The organism is Flavobacterium enshiense (assembly GCF_040750275.1).
Taxonomy (GTDB): Bacteria; Bacteroidota; Bacteroidia; order Flavobacteriales; family Flavobacteriaceae; genus Flavobacterium; species Flavobacterium enshiense_B.
This window is the reverse complement of sequence record NZ_JBDOCV010000002.1, coordinates 31,789-47,477: the sequence shown is the minus strand read 5'-3', so window position 1 is coordinate 47,477 and position 15,689 is coordinate 31,789. Positions and strand designations below refer to the sequence as shown.

Below are 15,689 nucleotides of genomic sequence, written 5' to 3'. Positions count from 1 at the left end.
GTTTCAATGAAATACTTATTTTTGTTTCATGCAAAAACTGAATTTCCCTACTTATTCGTTTCGGTTCAAAAATAGCGAAAATAAAGTCTTTATTTTTGACGAAATCCGTAAAAAGTTTGTGGTGCTTACTCCGGAAGAATGGGTAAGACAGCACGTCGTTCAGTTTCTTCTTATCGAAAAAAAATACTCGAAATCGTATATCAACGTAGAAAAATCCATTAAAGTTAACGGTTTAACCAAGCGATACGACGTTGTTGTTTTTCAGCCAAACGGGAAATTATTCCTTTTGATTGAATGCAAAGCACCTGAAGTTGCTATCTCACAAAACACTTTCGATCAGATTGCGCGGTACAACATGGTACTGGAATCGGAATATTTAATGGTAACCAACGGCCTAAATCATTATTTTTGCCAAATGGATTTCGAAAAAGAACAGTATTATTTTCTGAGAGAACTTCCAAATTACAAATCAAATACAAATGAGATTGCTTCGCAAACTCGCAATGACGAATGAAAATAGCGGTAGTCATATTAAATTGGAATGGTGTTAAACTGTTAGAGCAGTTCTTACCTTCCGTTATTCAATATTCTAAGGAAGCAACTGTTTATGTTGCCGATAATGCTTCGACTGATAGTTCTATAGCTTATACAAAAGAACATTTTCCATCCGTAAAGATTATCGAAAACAAAGGAAATTTTGGTTACGCTAAAGGGTACAATGAAGCGTTGCAGTTTGTGGAAGAAGAAATTTATGCCTTAGTTAATTCTGATATTGAAGTAACTGAAAACTGGCTGCTACCGATACTTTCGTTATTTGAAAACGAAGCTGAAACGTCTATTATTCAACCAAAAATTCTTGATTACAAAAACAAGGAATACTTTGAATATGCCGGTGCCGGCGGTGGTTTTATCGACAAATACGCTTTCCCTTTCTGTCGCGGGAGAATTTTTGATACTCTAGAAAAAGACAACGGTCAATACAATGATGTCACTCCAATTTTCTGGGCTTCCGGTGCGTGCTTTTTTATTCGAAAAGATGTTTATCGTGAATTGAACGGTTTCGACTCGGATTTCTTCGCCCATCAGGAAGAAATTGATTTGTGCTGGCGTGCTTTTAACAAAGGCTACATTGCTAAATATTGCGGAACCTCAACAGTATATCACGTTGGCGGTGCTACTTTAGAAGCCGGAAACCCTAAAAAAACCTATCTGAATTTCCGGAATTCACTTTGGATGATGCTGAAAAACCTTCCGAAAGGACAACTTTTTCCTGTGCTGTTTATCCGCTTAGTTCTGGATGGAATTGCCGGATTTCGTTTTTTAACACAGGGTAAACCAAAACATTTGTGGGCTATTTTAACTTCCCATTTTGACTTTTACTATCACATTTTCAAGTTTTTAGATAAAAGAGATATCAATCAGAAGCAAAACTACTTTAAAATAAATTCCATTGTTTATCGTTACTTCGTAAAAAGCGGTAAGATTTTTGATGTTAATTTTTAACATTAGTTTATCGTTTTAAACTTTTAAGCCCTTAGAGAACTTAATACCTTTGTAATTCATTGTTAAAATCATTAATCATGAGAAGATTATTTATTGTCCTATCTGCCGCAGCAATCACATTAACATCATGCGGAACCAAAAAGAAAATTGCCGATTTAGAAGCCAAAAACAAAGAAATTCAGGATTTACTGAATACTTGCACTGTTAAACTGAATACTTGTTTGACGGAAAAAGAAGCGCTAAACAATCAAAACGAATATCTTAAAAAAAACAATTCTGATTTGATTAACAGCTCTAAGGAAATGACTGTTTTAACCACAAAAGGTGCGGAAAACCTGGAAAAATCTTTAGAGAGTTTAAGAGAAAAAGATTTGAAAATTTCCCGCTTACAAGATGCTTTAACCAAAAAAGACAGTGTTACCTTGGCTTTGGTTACCAGTTTAAAACGCGAAGTGGGTATCGACGATCCGGACATTAATATCAATGTGGAAAAAGGTGTGGTCATGATTTCCATTGCGGATAACTTATTGTTCAAATCCGGAAGTTATGAAGTGAGCGACCGCGCTAAAGGAGTTTTAAGCAAAGTAGCTAAAGTAATTAACAGCAAGCCTGATTTTGAATGCATGGTGGAAGGTCATACCGACAACGTGCCTATTAAAAATGCAGTATTATTAGACAACTGGGATTTATCGGTTAAAAGAGCTACTTCTATCGTTAGAGTACTTTATAAAGATTTGGGCGTAAATCCGAAACAATTAATTCCGGCGGGAAGAAGTTCATATATTCCGTTAGTGGATAACGATTCGCCTGCAAACAGAGCAAAAAACAGAAGAACCCGTATCATCATTATGCCTAAAATCGATCAGTTCTATGATATGATTGAGAAGGAAATGAAAGGTTTGAGTAAGTAATCTTGATTATTAGATTGTTAGATTATTAGATATAAGAAACGCCTTGAAAAATTTTCAAGGCGTTTTTTTTATTTGTACCATTCTTTAAATCCGTTTTGGCGGTTTCTGCTGATTTTTAAATCCAAATCCAAATTCTTTTCTTTCATGATTACAAGATGGTTTTTAACTTCTTCAACATAATTCCGGTTAACCATTACACTTCTGTTAATTCTGTAAAACAGTTCCGTATTCAATTCACCTTCTAATTTTTCTAATGATTTTGGAATACTATAACTTCTTTTCTCTTTCGACAGTATAAAAGTTGCATTGTCGGCACTGTAAAAACTCATGATATCATCAATGTCGATTTTCTTTAATGTACTGCCAAAACTTACCATCAAATAGCTTTTATTATCGGTAATCTTAGAGTCATTTATGTTGAAAACGGACTTATGATACTCCAATGTCGCTAATAAAACATCCAGTTTTTTCTCGTCAATGGGCTTTAAAAGATAAGCAATTCCCTTATTTTCGAAGGCTTTCAGAGCAAATTCATCGTAAGCGGTTGTGAAGACAATTTTAGACTTAATTTTCACCTTATCGAAAATTGAAAAGGCATCACCGTCAGACAATTTAATGTCCATAAAAACCACTTCCGGATGCGAATTGGTTTCAAACCAACTAACTGCTTTTCGAACCGATTGGATTTGTTCAACAACAACAAAATCTTTCGATTCTAAAATTCTTCGCATACGAATCGATGCCGGGATTTCATCTTCTATGATTAAAGCTGTCATTTTTACTATTCCATTTTAAATAAAGGCAATTCTACTGAAAAAATTTGAGAATCCTCTTTTATTCTTACTTCCTTGTTGGTTAAATATAAATATCTTTTTTTGATATTTTCCAAACCTAAACCGTTTGTAATCACATTACTATTTTTAATAACTGAATTAATGATAAACAAACTTTCTCTTTCAACTTTAATGGAAATTTCCAACACATTCTCATTATCAGAAACATTATGTTTAAAAATATTGTCGATCAATTCCTGTAAGCAATTAGAAACCACATAATATTGATCCGAGTTATTTTTAACTATGTTATACTTAATTCCGTTGTCGAATTTAGCCTTATAGATAGCCAAATATTCCGCTAAAAAATCTAATTCTTCATTTAACAATACGAAATCTGCTTCCTGCTTTTTAAGATAATGGCGATAAACATTAGATAAATGATGACCAAAGGCTACGGCTTTCTCAGGATCAGATTCTATAAACGAAATTAATGTATTCAGGTTATTGAAAAGGAAATGAGGATTAATTTGATTTTTAAGTACTCGATAATCCGCTTCTTTTTGAGAATTTGAAAAAGTGAGTGCTTCAATCTGCTGTTCTTTTTCAAAAATATTTTTTCTGTAAAGGATTAGTCCCACAACCAAACCATTTAAAAATAAGGATAAGAAAAAACTATGAAAAGTTGCAAAATGAAATGTTTTGAACACAAAGTGCAATACTGCAGCATTAATGAGCACCTGAAAGAATGTGGACAACATCGTAATCAGTAATACGTTTTTATTTACAGCTTGAATTTTACTTAAACAGTATAACGTCATGAAACAGATTACAACATTTACCAAAACATAACTCCCTATCTGCCTGAATAGCTCAATGATTTGTGCAAAAATAAAATTACCATTAAAAGAATCACTTAACAAAATGATTAGAAAAACTGTCAAAAACAAAACTAACCCTCCAATGAGTTTAACATAAACTACCGGCTTTTCCTTAAACTCAATAGTAACTCCTTCGATGTTCTTTTTGTAAACTTTTAAAATTGCAATTTCAAACAAAAAAATACCAACGAACAGGATTGCCTGAAAAACGGAAACCTTAACATTCGTTTCACTATGAAACAAACTCATTATCAGTTGACTAAAACTGAAAACAAGTACCAAAATCAGGAAAATGGAAATAGAAATACTCTTGTAGATATTGTATTTCTTCCTCAAATGATTCTCATATACATATATGAAAACAAAATTAACAATAGCGAAAAGACCCGTTACTGTAATATTTACATAACCACTTTTCAAATCATCCAAAGATTGGGTAATTAACAATGAAGTAATTACAAACAAAATTAATGGCGTAACCGTGAGAAAGATAAAATTTTTAAATAATTTCATAACACTTTAGTTTAATAATTCATTTCAAAATTCATAGGATTCGAATGAATTAAAAAAACAAGCATAGTGAATGGTATTATTTTAAAAGTGAATGGCAAATTACAGTATATCCAAACTCCCTTTCCCTTCACGAATCACTACAGGTTCACCCTCGGATAAATCGATAATGGTTGACGCATGATTATCTCCATAGCCACCATCAATTACCAAATCAACCAGATTCTGCCATTTTTCGAAAATTAGTTCCGGATCGGTAGTATATTCCAACACCTCATCGTCATCATGAATGGAAGTTGATACAATTGGGTTTCCCAACTGACGAACGATTTCTAAAGCGATTTCGTTATCAGGCACACGAATACCAACCGTAGTTTTCTTTTTAAATTCCTTCGGCAGATTGTTGTTTCCCGGCAAGATGAAAGTATACGGTCCAGGTAAGGCTCTTTTAAGAATCTTAAATGTGGAAGTTTCAATTTGTTTCACATAATCTGAAATATGACTTAAATCACAACAAACAAAGGAAAAGTTTGCTTTCTCTAACTTCACGCCTTTTATTTTGGCAATGCGTTCCAAGGCTTTAGTATTGGTGATATCGCACCCCAAACCATAAACCGTATCGGTCGGATAAATGATTAAACCTCCATCACGAAGTACTTTCACTACTTTAGCGATTTCTTTTTCGTTAGGATTTTCCGGGTATATTTTGATGAATTGTGCCATAAATTATGAGTATGTTCTATAAAGATACTTGAAAATTATAATTAATCCTTTTCTAAATCCCAACTTTCAAATAGATAATGATTCCATATCCCCTTTCTTACTCCTAAAACAATAGTATAATCATCAGGATTTGCGTTAAGATATGGTTTTATTACTTCCTCATCAACAGGAATGGACTCCAGATTATTTTTAAACTTAAAATAGATTTTATCACTACTTCTGCTACTGGCTTTTCTAAATTCTTCGACAGGCAAATGAAATATTTCTATTTTATTCTTTTCAGATTCTATTTCGTTAATTGTGTTCCAAAGAACTCTACTTGCAAAACCAAAAATCATATATGAAAAAACCATATGCATCAGTAAAAAGAAAATCGGATAAAAAAGTATCCAAAAAATGTTCTTTTCTTTTTTAAGGTCTGAAAACAACTCCCTCCAGCTAAATTCAAAAACATTTAATATGGAACAAGAAATAATTCCTAATAACATTGGAATCCAAAACACATAAATATCGTATCGGATATCTTTTCCAAATATCAAAGGTTCAAAGAAAATCCAGTAAATCACATTAGCTATTGCAAAGCCTATAAAAATCCTATAATTACGTTCTTCAATTTTTTTCTTTCGTGTTAGATTCACTTTAGGCTTTCTTTTCATGAAATTAACCTATCACATCCAACTTAGCAAACCGCAACAACAACTTCTTAATACCGCCTACCTCGAATTTAATTTCGGCTTTTTTATCGGCCCCTGCTCCTTCTAAGTTTAAAATCTGACCTTTACCGAAGCGTTCGTGCATTACAACATTGCCAACGGCTAAACTACTGTCAAACAAATTCGTTTTATTGCTTGGAGATGATCCCGAAACCGGTTTTAATCTTCTGATATCTAAACTTGGCTTAGGCTCATTATCAGTTATATATTTCGGCGGGGTTCCGGCAACAGGTTTTGACAATCGCAATTTCGATTTGTCCACATCGCCGAAAATATCCGCATTAATCATCGGTTTGTAACGGTAATTCGTTTCTACCGGGGTTAAATATTCTAAATACTGTGGATCAATTTCTTCAATAAAACGAGACGGCTCACTGTCTACCAGTTTTCCCCAGCGGTAACGGGATTGCGCATACGTTAAATACGCCTGATGTTCCGCGCGGGTTAAGGCTACGTAAAACAAACGTCGTTCTTCTTCCAATTCGCTTCGGGTATTCATACTCATCGCACTTGGGAACAAATCTTCCTCCATTCCAACAATAAAAACGGTTGGAAATTCCAAACCTTTTGCCAGGTGAATGGTCATCAAAGCTACACGGTCGTCGTCTCCGGTATCGTTATCCAAATCGGTTGCCAGAGCTACGTCTTCCAAAAATTCTGATAAAGCACCACGGGCTCCGTCTACTTCTTTCTGGCCTTCGATGAAATCTTTGATACCGCCCATTAAAACCTCGATATTTTCGATTCGGGCAATACCTTCCGGAGTTCCGTCTTTTTTGAGTTCCTGAATTAAACCGGTTTTCTTGGTAACATGATCCGTTAAATATAAAGCATCCTGATTCTCATTAATAATCTGAAAACTTTTAACCATCGTAACGAAATCCTGCAACTTGCTTTTAGTTCCGGAATTCAGTTTTAAGTCGATTTTATCGATATGTTCCATCACTTCAAAAATGGAACGTTTGTAATGATTCGCTGCTACAGTAAGCTTTTCAATGGTTGAATTACCAATTCCTCTTGCCGGATAATTGATAACCCGGATTAATGCTTCTTCATCTTTCGGATTGATTACCAAACGCAGGTAACACAAAACGTCTTTAATCTCCTTACGCTGATAAAACGACAATCCCCCATAAATACGATACGGAATATCACGCTTGCGCAACGCATCTTCCATCGCTCGGGACTGTGCATTCGTTCGGTATAAAATCGCAAATTGTCCGTTCATCATTTGGTGCTGCATCTTCTCTTCGAAAATAGTAGCGGCAACGAAACGACCTTCTTCTCCATCGGTTAAACTGCGGTGGATTTTAATTTTCGGACCGAAATCATTGGCTGTCCAAACCACTTTGTCTAACTTGGTTTTATTCTTGTCGATGATGGTATTGGCCGCTTCAACAATATTTTTGGTCGAACGGTAATTCTGCTCCAAACGATAGGTTTGAACCCCTTCGTAATCTTTCTGGAAATTCAGAATGTTGTTGATGTTCGCACCCCGGAAGGCATAAATACTCTGCGCATCATCTCCAACGACACAAATATTTTGAAATCTATCTGATAAAGCCCTAACAATCAGATACTGAGAATGGTTCGTATCCTGATACTCATCCACCAATATATAACGGAAACGGTCTTGGTATTTCGCCAAAACATCAGGAAAACGGTTTAACAATTCGTTGGTTTTCAACAGCAAATCATCAAAATCCATCGCACCGGATTTAAAACAACGCTCCACATACTGCTGATAAATCTCGCCCATACGCGGCTTTTTACTCATCGCATCGGCTTCCTGTAATTCCGGATTGTTGAAATAGGCTTTTACTGTAATTAAACTGTTTTTATACGAGGAAATTCTGCCAAACACTTGTTTTGGTTTGTAAATATCTTTATCCAGCTGCATTTCCTTAATAATCTGACCAATCAAACGCACGGAATCCTGCGAATCATAAATCGTGAAGTTACTCGGATAGCCTAGTTTATCGGCCTCTATTCGTAAAATTTTAGCAAATACCGAGTGAAAAGTTCCCATCCAAAGGTTTTTGGCTTCTGCGCCTACGATATCGGTGATACGCTTTTTCATTTCCCTAGCTGCCTTGTTGGTAAAGGTTAACGAAAGGATATTGAAAGCATCGACACCTAAGTGAATTAAATTGGCAATACGAACGGTTAACACTCGGGTTTTTCCGGAACCGGCTCCCGCTATTACAATCATTGGACCGTCTTTCTGTAAAACCGGAGCTCGCTGTGCCTCATTAAGTTGGTTGATTATCTGCTGCATTTGATCTTTTGTCGCCACTCGTAAAAATATCTGATTAACTTCTGTTTCTGAATTTGAATGGACAAAAATAACCATAAAAAAAAGACATTCAAATGTTGAATGTCTTAATTCGTCTTTAGTTTACTTTCGATTCTTTCTCGAGCTCACTGATAATCTTTGTTTCTTCGGCAGTTAAGACCACTGCGCCGGTATTTTGCCAAAATTTAGTCTCGTAATTATTCCCTCTTTTATAGAGTGATCTATCATCATATACTGATTTTGGATTATAACTGAAATCCTCTTTTTTATGATCCGTTACTACTAAATCACTTTTGTATTCTACAACTTCATCGAATTTTCTTTTGTTCCAGACTTTTATTTTCCCTTTTTTTGAGGAAAAGGCCATAACATAATTGCCATTACTGATTTTAAATGATGTTTTCACTCTCATATCGAGTAACATCGCTTTTACGATAAGTATATTAATAACCTTGGAATACTTCAAATTGTCCAAATCTGAATAAATTTCAAAGTCTGAAATAAGATTGGTCGCCGGGTCATAAGCGATTACTCCTTTGTATAAAAACTTTTCCAATGTCGCTTTGGGCTGAAAACTGATAACATACATTTCAACGCCCGATTTTTCCATTCTTGATTTTATCTCAAATTCATAATCCTCGTAATTTTTATCATCAAACAGGATTTTCTCAATAGTATAAAAATCATATTGACGACGTACTCCTAATCGAACATCCAAACCGGAAGCGATATCCTTGGTGTCATCGTCATCGGTGATCAGTTTTGCGGCTCTGCTTTGGTTTACAATCAAATCGGATTTTGTTTTTTTGGTTGTGCCGCTTATATGATATTCTAATAAACCATCAGTAAATCGTGTGTATTTGTCATTTACTTTAACAAACTCCCGATAATACGAATTTAAAACAATAGGCTTGTTAAATTTTTCTTTGGAGATTGCTATTACCTTAGCCAAAACTTCATGAATTGGCGATTTGGTGACAATTACCTCTTCCAGCATTTGCTCGTTTGGATCCAACAAAACAACACTCCCTTTATCACTACAATCTTCCGAAGAAATTGCTTTAGTCCTATAGCCCAAATGGGTAATACTAATCTCCGAAGGTTTTAAAACGGTTAGCTGAAAATCGCCATCGTCATTTGAAATTGTACCTAGTGATGAACCGTTAACAACAATTGAAGCGCTTTGAACCGGCTCTTTGGTTACCGCATTTTGCAGTCTAACCCGAATTGTTTTCTCTTGTGCTGTAATTGTAGTCACACAAATGAAGACGAATAAAAACAGGAAGTATTTTTTCATTTATATTTATTTTCTTACGAAGAAAGCAAATAAAATGAATAAAATCCGTTTTCAAACTATTTTTTATTACAATTTATCGGCAAGACTTTCAATGATTTTCTTTTCTTCATCGGTTGGCGTCAATCCGGAATCGAATTCCCAGTAATTGGTTAAAATAGTATTTCGTCTATTGAATAAGGATTTGTCTTTATAAACATCTTCTTTATCGTAAGGAACCGGTTTGTTACTGTAATTGGTTACCACAAATGTATTTTTAACTTCGATTCTTTCCTCTTCTTTTTGCTTATTTGTGGCTATAAAACCAATTTCTTCTTTCGAACCTGACAAATAATAATTTTTCCCGTCAAATTTGTAACTGGCACTGAAAACCGAAGTAAAAACGCGACCTTTTATCACCAGAAAATCGGTTACACCCTTAAATTCATAACGTTCCGTTAGTACGGAGGAATTAATCTCCATAATCATGTTTTTCTTGTAATCGTAAACAATAAAGTAATCCGGTAAATATTCTTCAATTCCGGGCACCGGACGTATGTTCATCACGTAATAATCTTCATTCCCGGGAAAAGTTTTAATCTCGTATTCGTATTTCTTTTTGGAATACGCTTCTACTACCTTTTCGAGGTATTTAAATTCGTAATAATTATTGATCAGATCATTGAGATTATAACCTAGAACTTTCTCATAAACAACATCGTCGGTAAGCCCGTAAAAACGATTCTGTTCCACTAATATGTCTGATTTTATACTTTTAGGTGAACCTTGAATGTAAAAATTGAGCAACCCATCGTTAAATGACGTGTACTTATCATTATTCTTAAAAAATTCTCGAATATAAATTTTTAAATTAATCGGGACAGAGAGTTTCTCAGTTGAGTTTCGAACCAGTTTTTTTAGGATTTCCTGTGGATGATTCTTGGTAATAATGATTTCCTCCAGCGTCTTATTACTGCTTTCAAGAAAAATAATATTCTCTTTCAGTTTTAAGGAAGCCGAATTTACAGTAAGCGTTTTATATGAAGTATGCGAAATTTCAATTTTTGAAGGTTTTTCCAGTACAAGTTTAAAAACACCTTCCTCGTTACTCACGAGCCCTTGGTTAGTACTCAATACGGTAATTGAAGCTCCTTCAATAGGAGTTCCGGTTTCGTAATCTTTTAAAAATACTGTTATTTCAACATTCTGTGAAAAAACACTTCCGAACGAAAACAGTATCAAAATGAATAATAATTTCTTCATAAGCCTTTCGTATTTATCAAAAAGAACAAAGCCTATTGAACTTATTGTTAAAAATACTAATAATATTTTACATTTGCATAAACTTGACACTATTATGGACTATACAAAACTTATTGATATTGCAGCGTACACACTTCCATCTGTAGTAACGGGAGCTGTTGCCTATTACTTTTTTACGGAATTCGTTAAAAACGAAAAAAGCAGACGCCGTTTTCTTCTGCATAAAGACGCTCAAAAAAATGCCTTACCGCTTCGTTTACACGCCTACGAGCGCATGGCTTTGTTTTTGGAACGTATCAATCCCGGAAAACTATTGGTTCGTATTTCACCCGTTTCTTCGGAAGCAAAAGACTATGAAAGTTTGCTGATTCATCATATCGAACAGGAATTTGAACACAACTTAACCCAACAGGTTTATGTAACCGATGAGTGCTGGGGGGTAATCCTGACCGCAAAAAACACCATCATTCAAACCATCCGTAAAAACGCATTAACCGCTGAAAACGCTGATAAATTACGCGAACAGATTCTAACTGAAATGGTTGAAAAACAATCGCCAACGGTATTAGCACTAAGTTTTATAAAGAACGAAATAGCCGAAATTATCGGATAATTGAAAGCCCTGATTTATCAGGGCTTTTTTATTCCTTGCAATTCTACTAAAAAGATGTAAGAAAAGTATTTTGGTTGCGTTAAGAATTCTTTAAAAAAGCCGCTCCAGCTGAACTTTCTCGTTATCAGGCAATTTAGGAAGCAATTCCTGAAAATATTTTTTAAAAACTTCTTGTTTCATTAGTTCACGGATCTTTTCCCTGCTAAATTTAGTAAACTGCCATTTGTGATGCACCAATCCATTAACGAGATTTGGCAAAACATTCTGATCCATTTTATTCAGGAACAATAGGTTTACAATGGCATATTGGCGGGTATTGGCTTCAAATTTCGATGTGGAATACTTTAATAATTCATCGTAATACGTTACTTTTTCTTCGTTTTTGTAATCTTTTGTAGCTAAAGCCAATGACAACCATGTGATCCTTAAATTTTTGTCATTAAAACCAATCCATTGCTTTGTTTTATCCAAAAGATCAAAGCGTTCATCAGGAAATTGCGACCATAAACTCTTTAAAACAATCTCTTTGGTTATATACGATGCATCATTTAAAAGCAATTTATATTCTTCTTTAAATTCAAGCGGAATTTGCTTTAATGTAGTAGCAATGGCCTGTCGCACTTTCAGATTTTCAGTTTGCAACGCCAATTGCAGCAACGCTTTCTTTTCTTCAAAAGGCACTTCTTGTAATTGATAAATAACTTCTTCTTTCAGCGGGTAAAAAACATCTGATTTTAAAATGGCTTCAAATTGACTTTTCTTTTCAGACAAAGGCTTTTCATAGTGTTCTGACAAAGTAAGATAATCCGATATCGATTTGTTTTTTTTCAGAATAATCAAAGCCTCCTGAATTTCAAATCCGGATTTTTCCAACCAGATTTTTTTAAATTTCGCTGTATCAAATTTGGAGACCTTTTTTACTTCAGCCAGAAAATTGTCGGTGTTTACATTTTGAAAACCATATTTTCCCAAATACGATTTAACCGCTTTTCTGAAATTTTCGGCTCCGATATTTTCCCTTAGATAATGCAATGCCCATGCCCCTTTCTGATAAAACGTCAATGAACTCGCCTTTTCATTTAGTAACGGAATGGTGTCACTTTTAGAAACTCGTTGTAACGTTTCTGCCGTTTGATACAATTCATAATTAAAATGGTCTTCGCCGAATAACTCCTTCTCCGCCAACAACGCATAATACGTCGCAAAACCTTCCTGTAACCAATGGTGTTTTGAAGATTGCGCCGTAACCATATCACCAAACCACTGGTGTGCCAATTCGTGTGCATTTACATTCACATATGTCCTGTCATTAAACCCTATTTCATCGACAACGAAATCCTGAGCAAAAATGGTTGAAGTGGTGTTTTCCATCCCAGCGTATAAAAAATCCATTACAGGAACTTGTCGGTACACTTCCCAAGGATACTTCACTCCTATTTCGTGTTCAAAAAAATCGAAAATGGCTGTGGAATGTTTATAGGTTGTAGCGAATTTGTCTTTGTCTTCTTCTTTCAGATAAAACTCTAATGGTGTTCCTGATTTTGTAACTTCAGTTTGCTTTGTAAATTTCCCGATAGCGAGCATAACCAAATAGGAACTCATCGGTTTTTGCATTTCATAATACCATGACTTACAAGTTTCAAGAAGCATATCCTTTACTAATATGCCGTTTGAAAGCACTGTATAATCTTCGTGATAACAAACTGAAAGATTAAAAATCACTTTCTCATTCACATCGTCAAAACTCGGCAACCAATGACTCGTGTATTTCCCTTGCCCTTGCGTCCAGATTTGATTGTCAACAAAATACATCGTTTGTTTTGGTTTTGCCGAATAGGTAAATTCCAATTTATTCTTGCCTTTTTTATAACCTTTGAACAAGTTTAACGACTTTCCGGAATTCCTGAAATCTACGCTATTTCCATTGATCTTTACCTCTGAAAATTCCATCTTAACGGCATCGATTTTTATGGTATCGATTTTAGATTTTACTACAAAATCGTAAACCACCTTTCCTCCAACAGATTTTTCGGTTGCATTTGGGTTCAGATAGGCATGCATCGAGATAAAATCGACTTTTTTAGTTTGCTGAGCAAAAGTTATGGTAGTTATTAGGAGGAATAAATATTTCATATTTTCAAAAATCAGAATTTCAAAAATACAACGGAATTTCGGACTTTTTAGTAAGTTTACACTCAAATTAACTACCGTGAAAACAAAAGCAATTTTCAACTGGAGCAGTGGCAAAGATTCGGCTCTGGCCTTATATAAAACCTTACAAAAATCTGATATTGAAATCGTTTCACTTTTAACCAGTGTAAACAAGCAATACAACCGGATTTCCATGCACGGCGTTCGTGCAGAACTTTTGGAACAACAAGCCAAGAGTATTGGTTTGCCGCTTCATAAAATGGAAATTCCAGAAATGCCAACTATGGAAGTTTACGAAGACGTAATGCGGGAGACACTCAAAAAATACACCGATAACGGAGTGACGCATTCCATCTTCGGCGATATTTTTCTAGATGATTTACGAAAATACCGTGAAGACAAATTAGCCGAAATGCACCTAAATGGCATCTTCCCACTATGGAAAATTGACACTAAAGAGTTAATTCAGGAATTTTTGGCTTTAGGATTCAAAACAATCGTTACTTGTGTAAACGAGCGCAATCTGGACAAAAGCTTTGTGGGCAGAATCATAGACGAAAAATTTATAAACGATTTACCGGAAGATGTTGATGTTTGCGGCGAAAACGGAGAATTTCACACCTTCACTTTTGACGGGCCGATTTTTGCTAAACCGATTGCTTTTGAAATTGGCGAAATTGTCTATCGCAAATACGAAAAACCAAAAACGGATTCTTCCAATACCGCATGCGACACAAATGATTCCGACGCTTTTGATTATGGCTTCTGGTATTGTGACCTGATTCCTAAATAATCGTGTCAGCATGAAATCGGAACTGCAAAAAATAGTAACCTTTTTAGATGAAATCAATCTCAAAACCATCGAAAAGGAATTAGATAATGATACGTTTTTACCCGGTCTTGAATTAGGTCCGGATTGTCTTTTTATTGACTATTCCAAACTGAAATACCCTGGTGATATTCTTCATGAAGCCGGTCATTTAGCCGTAACTTCCGCCGCAGAACGAAAGCATATCGGTACAGAGACAATGGCTCCCGACTGGCCAACTCAAGGTGACGAAATTGGTGCGATGTTATGGTCTTATGCCGCTGCCAATCATTTGGAATTGCCGCTTGAAGTTATTTTTCATCCAAACGGTTACAAAGGAAATTCCCAATGGCTGATTGAAAATTATTCTCAGAAAAACTTCATTGGTTTGCCTTTTTTAGAATGGGCCGGACTAACTTTAACAAGCGAACGTGCCGAAAGAGAAAACCTTCAGGCTTTTCCGGTGATGCAAAAATGGCTGCGGGATTAAGACCTTTATTTTATTAGATTTCTTTTTCTAAAACCTCGCGAACAATTTCCATCTCGTTGGCAACTTTGGTAATTACCCCTTTTTTGTTGATGATAAAATGTGTCGGGAAAATACTAATTCCTAAGGTGTTTTTTAAATAATCTTCCTGATTGGCCACAACTGCATAATCAAAATCACGTTTGGAAAGGAATTTTTTCAAATCGGTTTCAGAATCAAAAGCCAAACTTATAAAAACAACATCATTTCTGTTTTCGAATTGCTTTACCATCTTGTTGAGTTCAGGCATTTCCTCAATACATTTTTTACAACGAATGAACCAACATTTCAAGACAACTGTTTTTCCCAAAGTATTTTCAGAAGTGTATTGTTTACCGTTTAGATCTTTAAAATTAAATGGCTGCATCTTTTTCCCTTCCCGCTGAAAATTAGTCAATTCAACTTCAGCCATGTTTTTTATGGTACTAACGATATTCTCATCTGCATCCTTACCCAATTGATGAAGTTTGTAAGCCGTTTCAGAAGTATCTGAAGAAAGTTTCAGAGGAATGAATTTTCCCGTTGCAAGTGATTTTAAAAAAATCCCTTTGTTTATTCTCTTCGATTCCGCATCAAAAGCCTTAAAATCAGAAGAAAGCCGGATGAAGTCATTAAAATAAAGCCACCAGTCTTTATAGGAGTTTTCGAGATTTTGCACTAATACTTCCTGATTGTCTTCTTGGAATTTCTGACAACTTACCGCTATTAAAAGGCAAACAAGTACCAATACAAAATGCTTCATTTT

At 35.0% G+C, this 15,689-nt stretch carries 15 protein-coding genes; 6 read left to right on the top strand and 9 right to left on the bottom strand.

The features are described 5' to 3' along the window. Positions 1 to 28: 28 nt before the first annotated feature. The 3 genes from ABGT15_RS02920 (at position 29) to ABGT15_RS02910 (ending at position 2,414) form a co-directional block, all read left to right on the top strand. Positions 29 to 514: a type I restriction enzyme HsdR N-terminal domain-containing protein gene (locus tag ABGT15_RS02920; RefSeq protein WP_367229921.1), complete on the top strand. Its 486-nt coding sequence runs from the start codon at positions 29 to 31 to the stop codon at positions 512 to 514. Further along, positions 511 to 1,503, top strand: a complete 993-nt coding sequence (locus ABGT15_RS02915; RefSeq protein ID WP_367229920.1) for a glycosyltransferase family 2 protein — start codon at positions 511 to 513, stop codon at positions 1,501 to 1,503. Before ABGT15_RS02920 ends, ABGT15_RS02915 begins: the two co-directional genes overlap by 4 nt. 77 nt (positions 1,504 to 1,580) lie before the next feature. Beyond that, complete coding sequence (locus ABGT15_RS02910; protein WP_367229919.1) at positions 1,581 to 2,414, top strand: OmpA/MotB family protein; 834 nt, start codon at positions 1,581 to 1,583, stop codon at positions 2,412 to 2,414. A 68-nt stretch (positions 2,415 to 2,482) separates the two neighbouring features. Here ABGT15_RS02910 and ABGT15_RS02905 read toward each other — a convergent pair whose 3' ends face one another. From ABGT15_RS02905 to ABGT15_RS02875, 7 genes are all read right to left on the bottom strand, one after another. Beyond that, on the bottom strand, positions 2,483 to 3,190 hold the full coding sequence (locus tag ABGT15_RS02905) for a LytR/AlgR family response regulator transcription factor (protein ID WP_367229918.1): 708 nt from the start codon (positions 3,188 to 3,190) through the stop codon (positions 2,483 to 2,485). 5 nt (positions 3,191 to 3,195) lie between these two features. After that, positions 3,196 to 4,581, bottom strand: coding sequence for a sensor histidine kinase (locus ABGT15_RS02900; RefSeq protein ID WP_367229917.1), 1,386 nt, complete (start codon positions 4,579 to 4,581; stop codon positions 3,196 to 3,198). A 99-nt stretch (positions 4,582 to 4,680) separates the two neighbouring features. Continuing rightward, entirely contained in the window at positions 4,681 to 5,301 is a 621-nt protein-coding gene (locus tag ABGT15_RS02895; RefSeq protein ID WP_367229916.1) for an L-threonylcarbamoyladenylate synthase, read from the bottom strand. Between the two features lie 41 nt (positions 5,302 to 5,342). Continuing rightward, positions 5,343 to 5,957 (bottom strand): hypothetical protein, encoded by a 615-nt coding sequence (locus ABGT15_RS02890; RefSeq protein WP_367229915.1) that lies wholly within the window; start codon positions 5,955 to 5,957, stop codon positions 5,343 to 5,345. A gap of 4 nt (positions 5,958 to 5,961) precedes the next feature. After that, on the bottom strand, positions 5,962 to 8,292 hold the full coding sequence (locus ABGT15_RS02885) for an ATP-dependent helicase (RefSeq protein ID WP_367229914.1): 2,331 nt from the start codon (positions 8,290 to 8,292) through the stop codon (positions 5,962 to 5,964). Between the two features lie 115 nt (positions 8,293 to 8,407). Beyond that, entirely contained in the window at positions 8,408 to 9,607 is a 1,200-nt protein-coding gene (locus ABGT15_RS02880; RefSeq protein ID WP_367229913.1) for a carboxypeptidase-like regulatory domain-containing protein, read from the bottom strand. Positions 9,608 to 9,673: 66 nt separating this feature from the next. Then, complete coding sequence (locus tag ABGT15_RS02875) at positions 9,674 to 10,846, bottom strand: carboxypeptidase-like regulatory domain-containing protein (RefSeq protein WP_367229912.1); 1,173 nt, start codon at positions 10,844 to 10,846, stop codon at positions 9,674 to 9,676. Positions 10,847 to 10,940: 94 nt separating this feature from the next. Between ABGT15_RS02875 and ABGT15_RS02870 the strand changes: the two genes are divergently transcribed. Further along, a complete protein-coding gene (locus ABGT15_RS02870) occupies positions 10,941 to 11,459 on the top strand; it encodes a hypothetical protein (protein WP_367229911.1) in 519 nt (172 codons plus the stop codon). Between the two features lie 90 nt (positions 11,460 to 11,549). Here ABGT15_RS02870 and ABGT15_RS02865 read toward each other — a convergent pair whose 3' ends face one another. After that, a complete protein-coding gene (locus ABGT15_RS02865; protein ID WP_367229910.1) occupies positions 11,550 to 13,592 on the bottom strand; it encodes a M1 family metallopeptidase in 2,043 nt (680 codons plus the stop codon). A 76-nt stretch (positions 13,593 to 13,668) separates the two neighbouring features. On the opposite strand from ABGT15_RS02865, the gene ABGT15_RS02860 reads away from it, so the two are divergent. Both ABGT15_RS02860 and ABGT15_RS02855 read left to right on the top strand, forming a co-directional pair. Beyond that, positions 13,669 to 14,403, top strand: coding sequence for a diphthine--ammonia ligase (locus ABGT15_RS02860; RefSeq protein WP_367229909.1), 735 nt, complete (start codon positions 13,669 to 13,671; stop codon positions 14,401 to 14,403). 10 nt (positions 14,404 to 14,413) lie between these two features. Beyond that, on the top strand, positions 14,414 to 14,908 hold the full coding sequence (locus ABGT15_RS02855) for a hypothetical protein (protein ID WP_367229908.1): 495 nt from the start codon (positions 14,414 to 14,416) through the stop codon (positions 14,906 to 14,908). Between the two features lie 13 nt (positions 14,909 to 14,921). Here the strand turns inward: ABGT15_RS02855 and ABGT15_RS02850 are convergent, their stop codons facing one another. Next, positions 14,922 to 15,686, bottom strand: coding sequence for a TlpA family protein disulfide reductase (locus ABGT15_RS02850; protein WP_367229907.1), 765 nt, complete (start codon positions 15,684 to 15,686; stop codon positions 14,922 to 14,924). Between the last annotated feature and the right edge of the window lie 3 nt (positions 15,687 to 15,689).

Bases quoted from the DNA above. Each gene is read 5' to 3' on its own strand.
- ABGT15_RS02920 (WP_367229921.1), top strand. From the start codon at position 29: ATGCAAAAACTGAATTTCCCTACTTATTCGTTTCGGTTCAAAAATAGC.
- ABGT15_RS02915 (WP_367229920.1), top strand. From the start codon at position 511: ATGAAAATAGCGGTAGTCATATTAAATTGGAATGGTGTTAAACTGTTA.
- ABGT15_RS02910 (WP_367229919.1), top strand. From the start codon at position 1,581: ATGAGAAGATTATTTATTGTCCTATCTGCCGCAGCAATCACATTAACA.
- ABGT15_RS02905 (WP_367229918.1), bottom strand. From the start codon at position 3,190: ATGACAGCTTTAATCATAGAAGATGAAATCCCGGCATCGATTCGTATG.
- ABGT15_RS02900 (WP_367229917.1), bottom strand. From the start codon at position 4,581: ATGAAATTATTTAAAAATTTTATCTTTCTCACGGTTACGCCATTAATT.
- ABGT15_RS02895 (WP_367229916.1), bottom strand. From the start codon at position 5,301: ATGGCACAATTCATCAAAATATACCCGGAAAATCCTAACGAAAAAGAA.
- ABGT15_RS02890 (WP_367229915.1), bottom strand. From the start codon at position 5,957: ATGAAAAGAAAGCCTAAAGTGAATCTAACACGAAAGAAAAAAATTGAA.
- ABGT15_RS02885 (WP_367229914.1), bottom strand. From the start codon at position 8,292: ATGCAGCAGATAATCAACCAACTTAATGAGGCACAGCGAGCTCCGGTT.
- ABGT15_RS02880 (WP_367229913.1), bottom strand. From the start codon at position 9,607: ATGAAAAAATACTTCCTGTTTTTATTCGTCTTCATTTGTGTGACTACA.
- ABGT15_RS02875 (WP_367229912.1), bottom strand. From the start codon at position 10,846: ATGAAGAAATTATTATTCATTTTGATACTGTTTTCGTTCGGAAGTGTT.
- ABGT15_RS02870 (WP_367229911.1), top strand. From the start codon at position 10,941: ATGGACTATACAAAACTTATTGATATTGCAGCGTACACACTTCCATCT.
- ABGT15_RS02865 (WP_367229910.1), bottom strand. From the start codon at position 13,592: ATGAAATATTTATTCCTCCTAATAACTACCATAACTTTTGCTCAGCAA.
- ABGT15_RS02855 (WP_367229908.1), top strand. From the start codon at position 14,414: ATGAAATCGGAACTGCAAAAAATAGTAACCTTTTTAGATGAAATCAAT.
- ABGT15_RS02850 (WP_367229907.1), bottom strand. From the start codon at position 15,686: ATGAAGCATTTTGTATTGGTACTTGTTTGCCTTTTAATAGCGGTAAGT.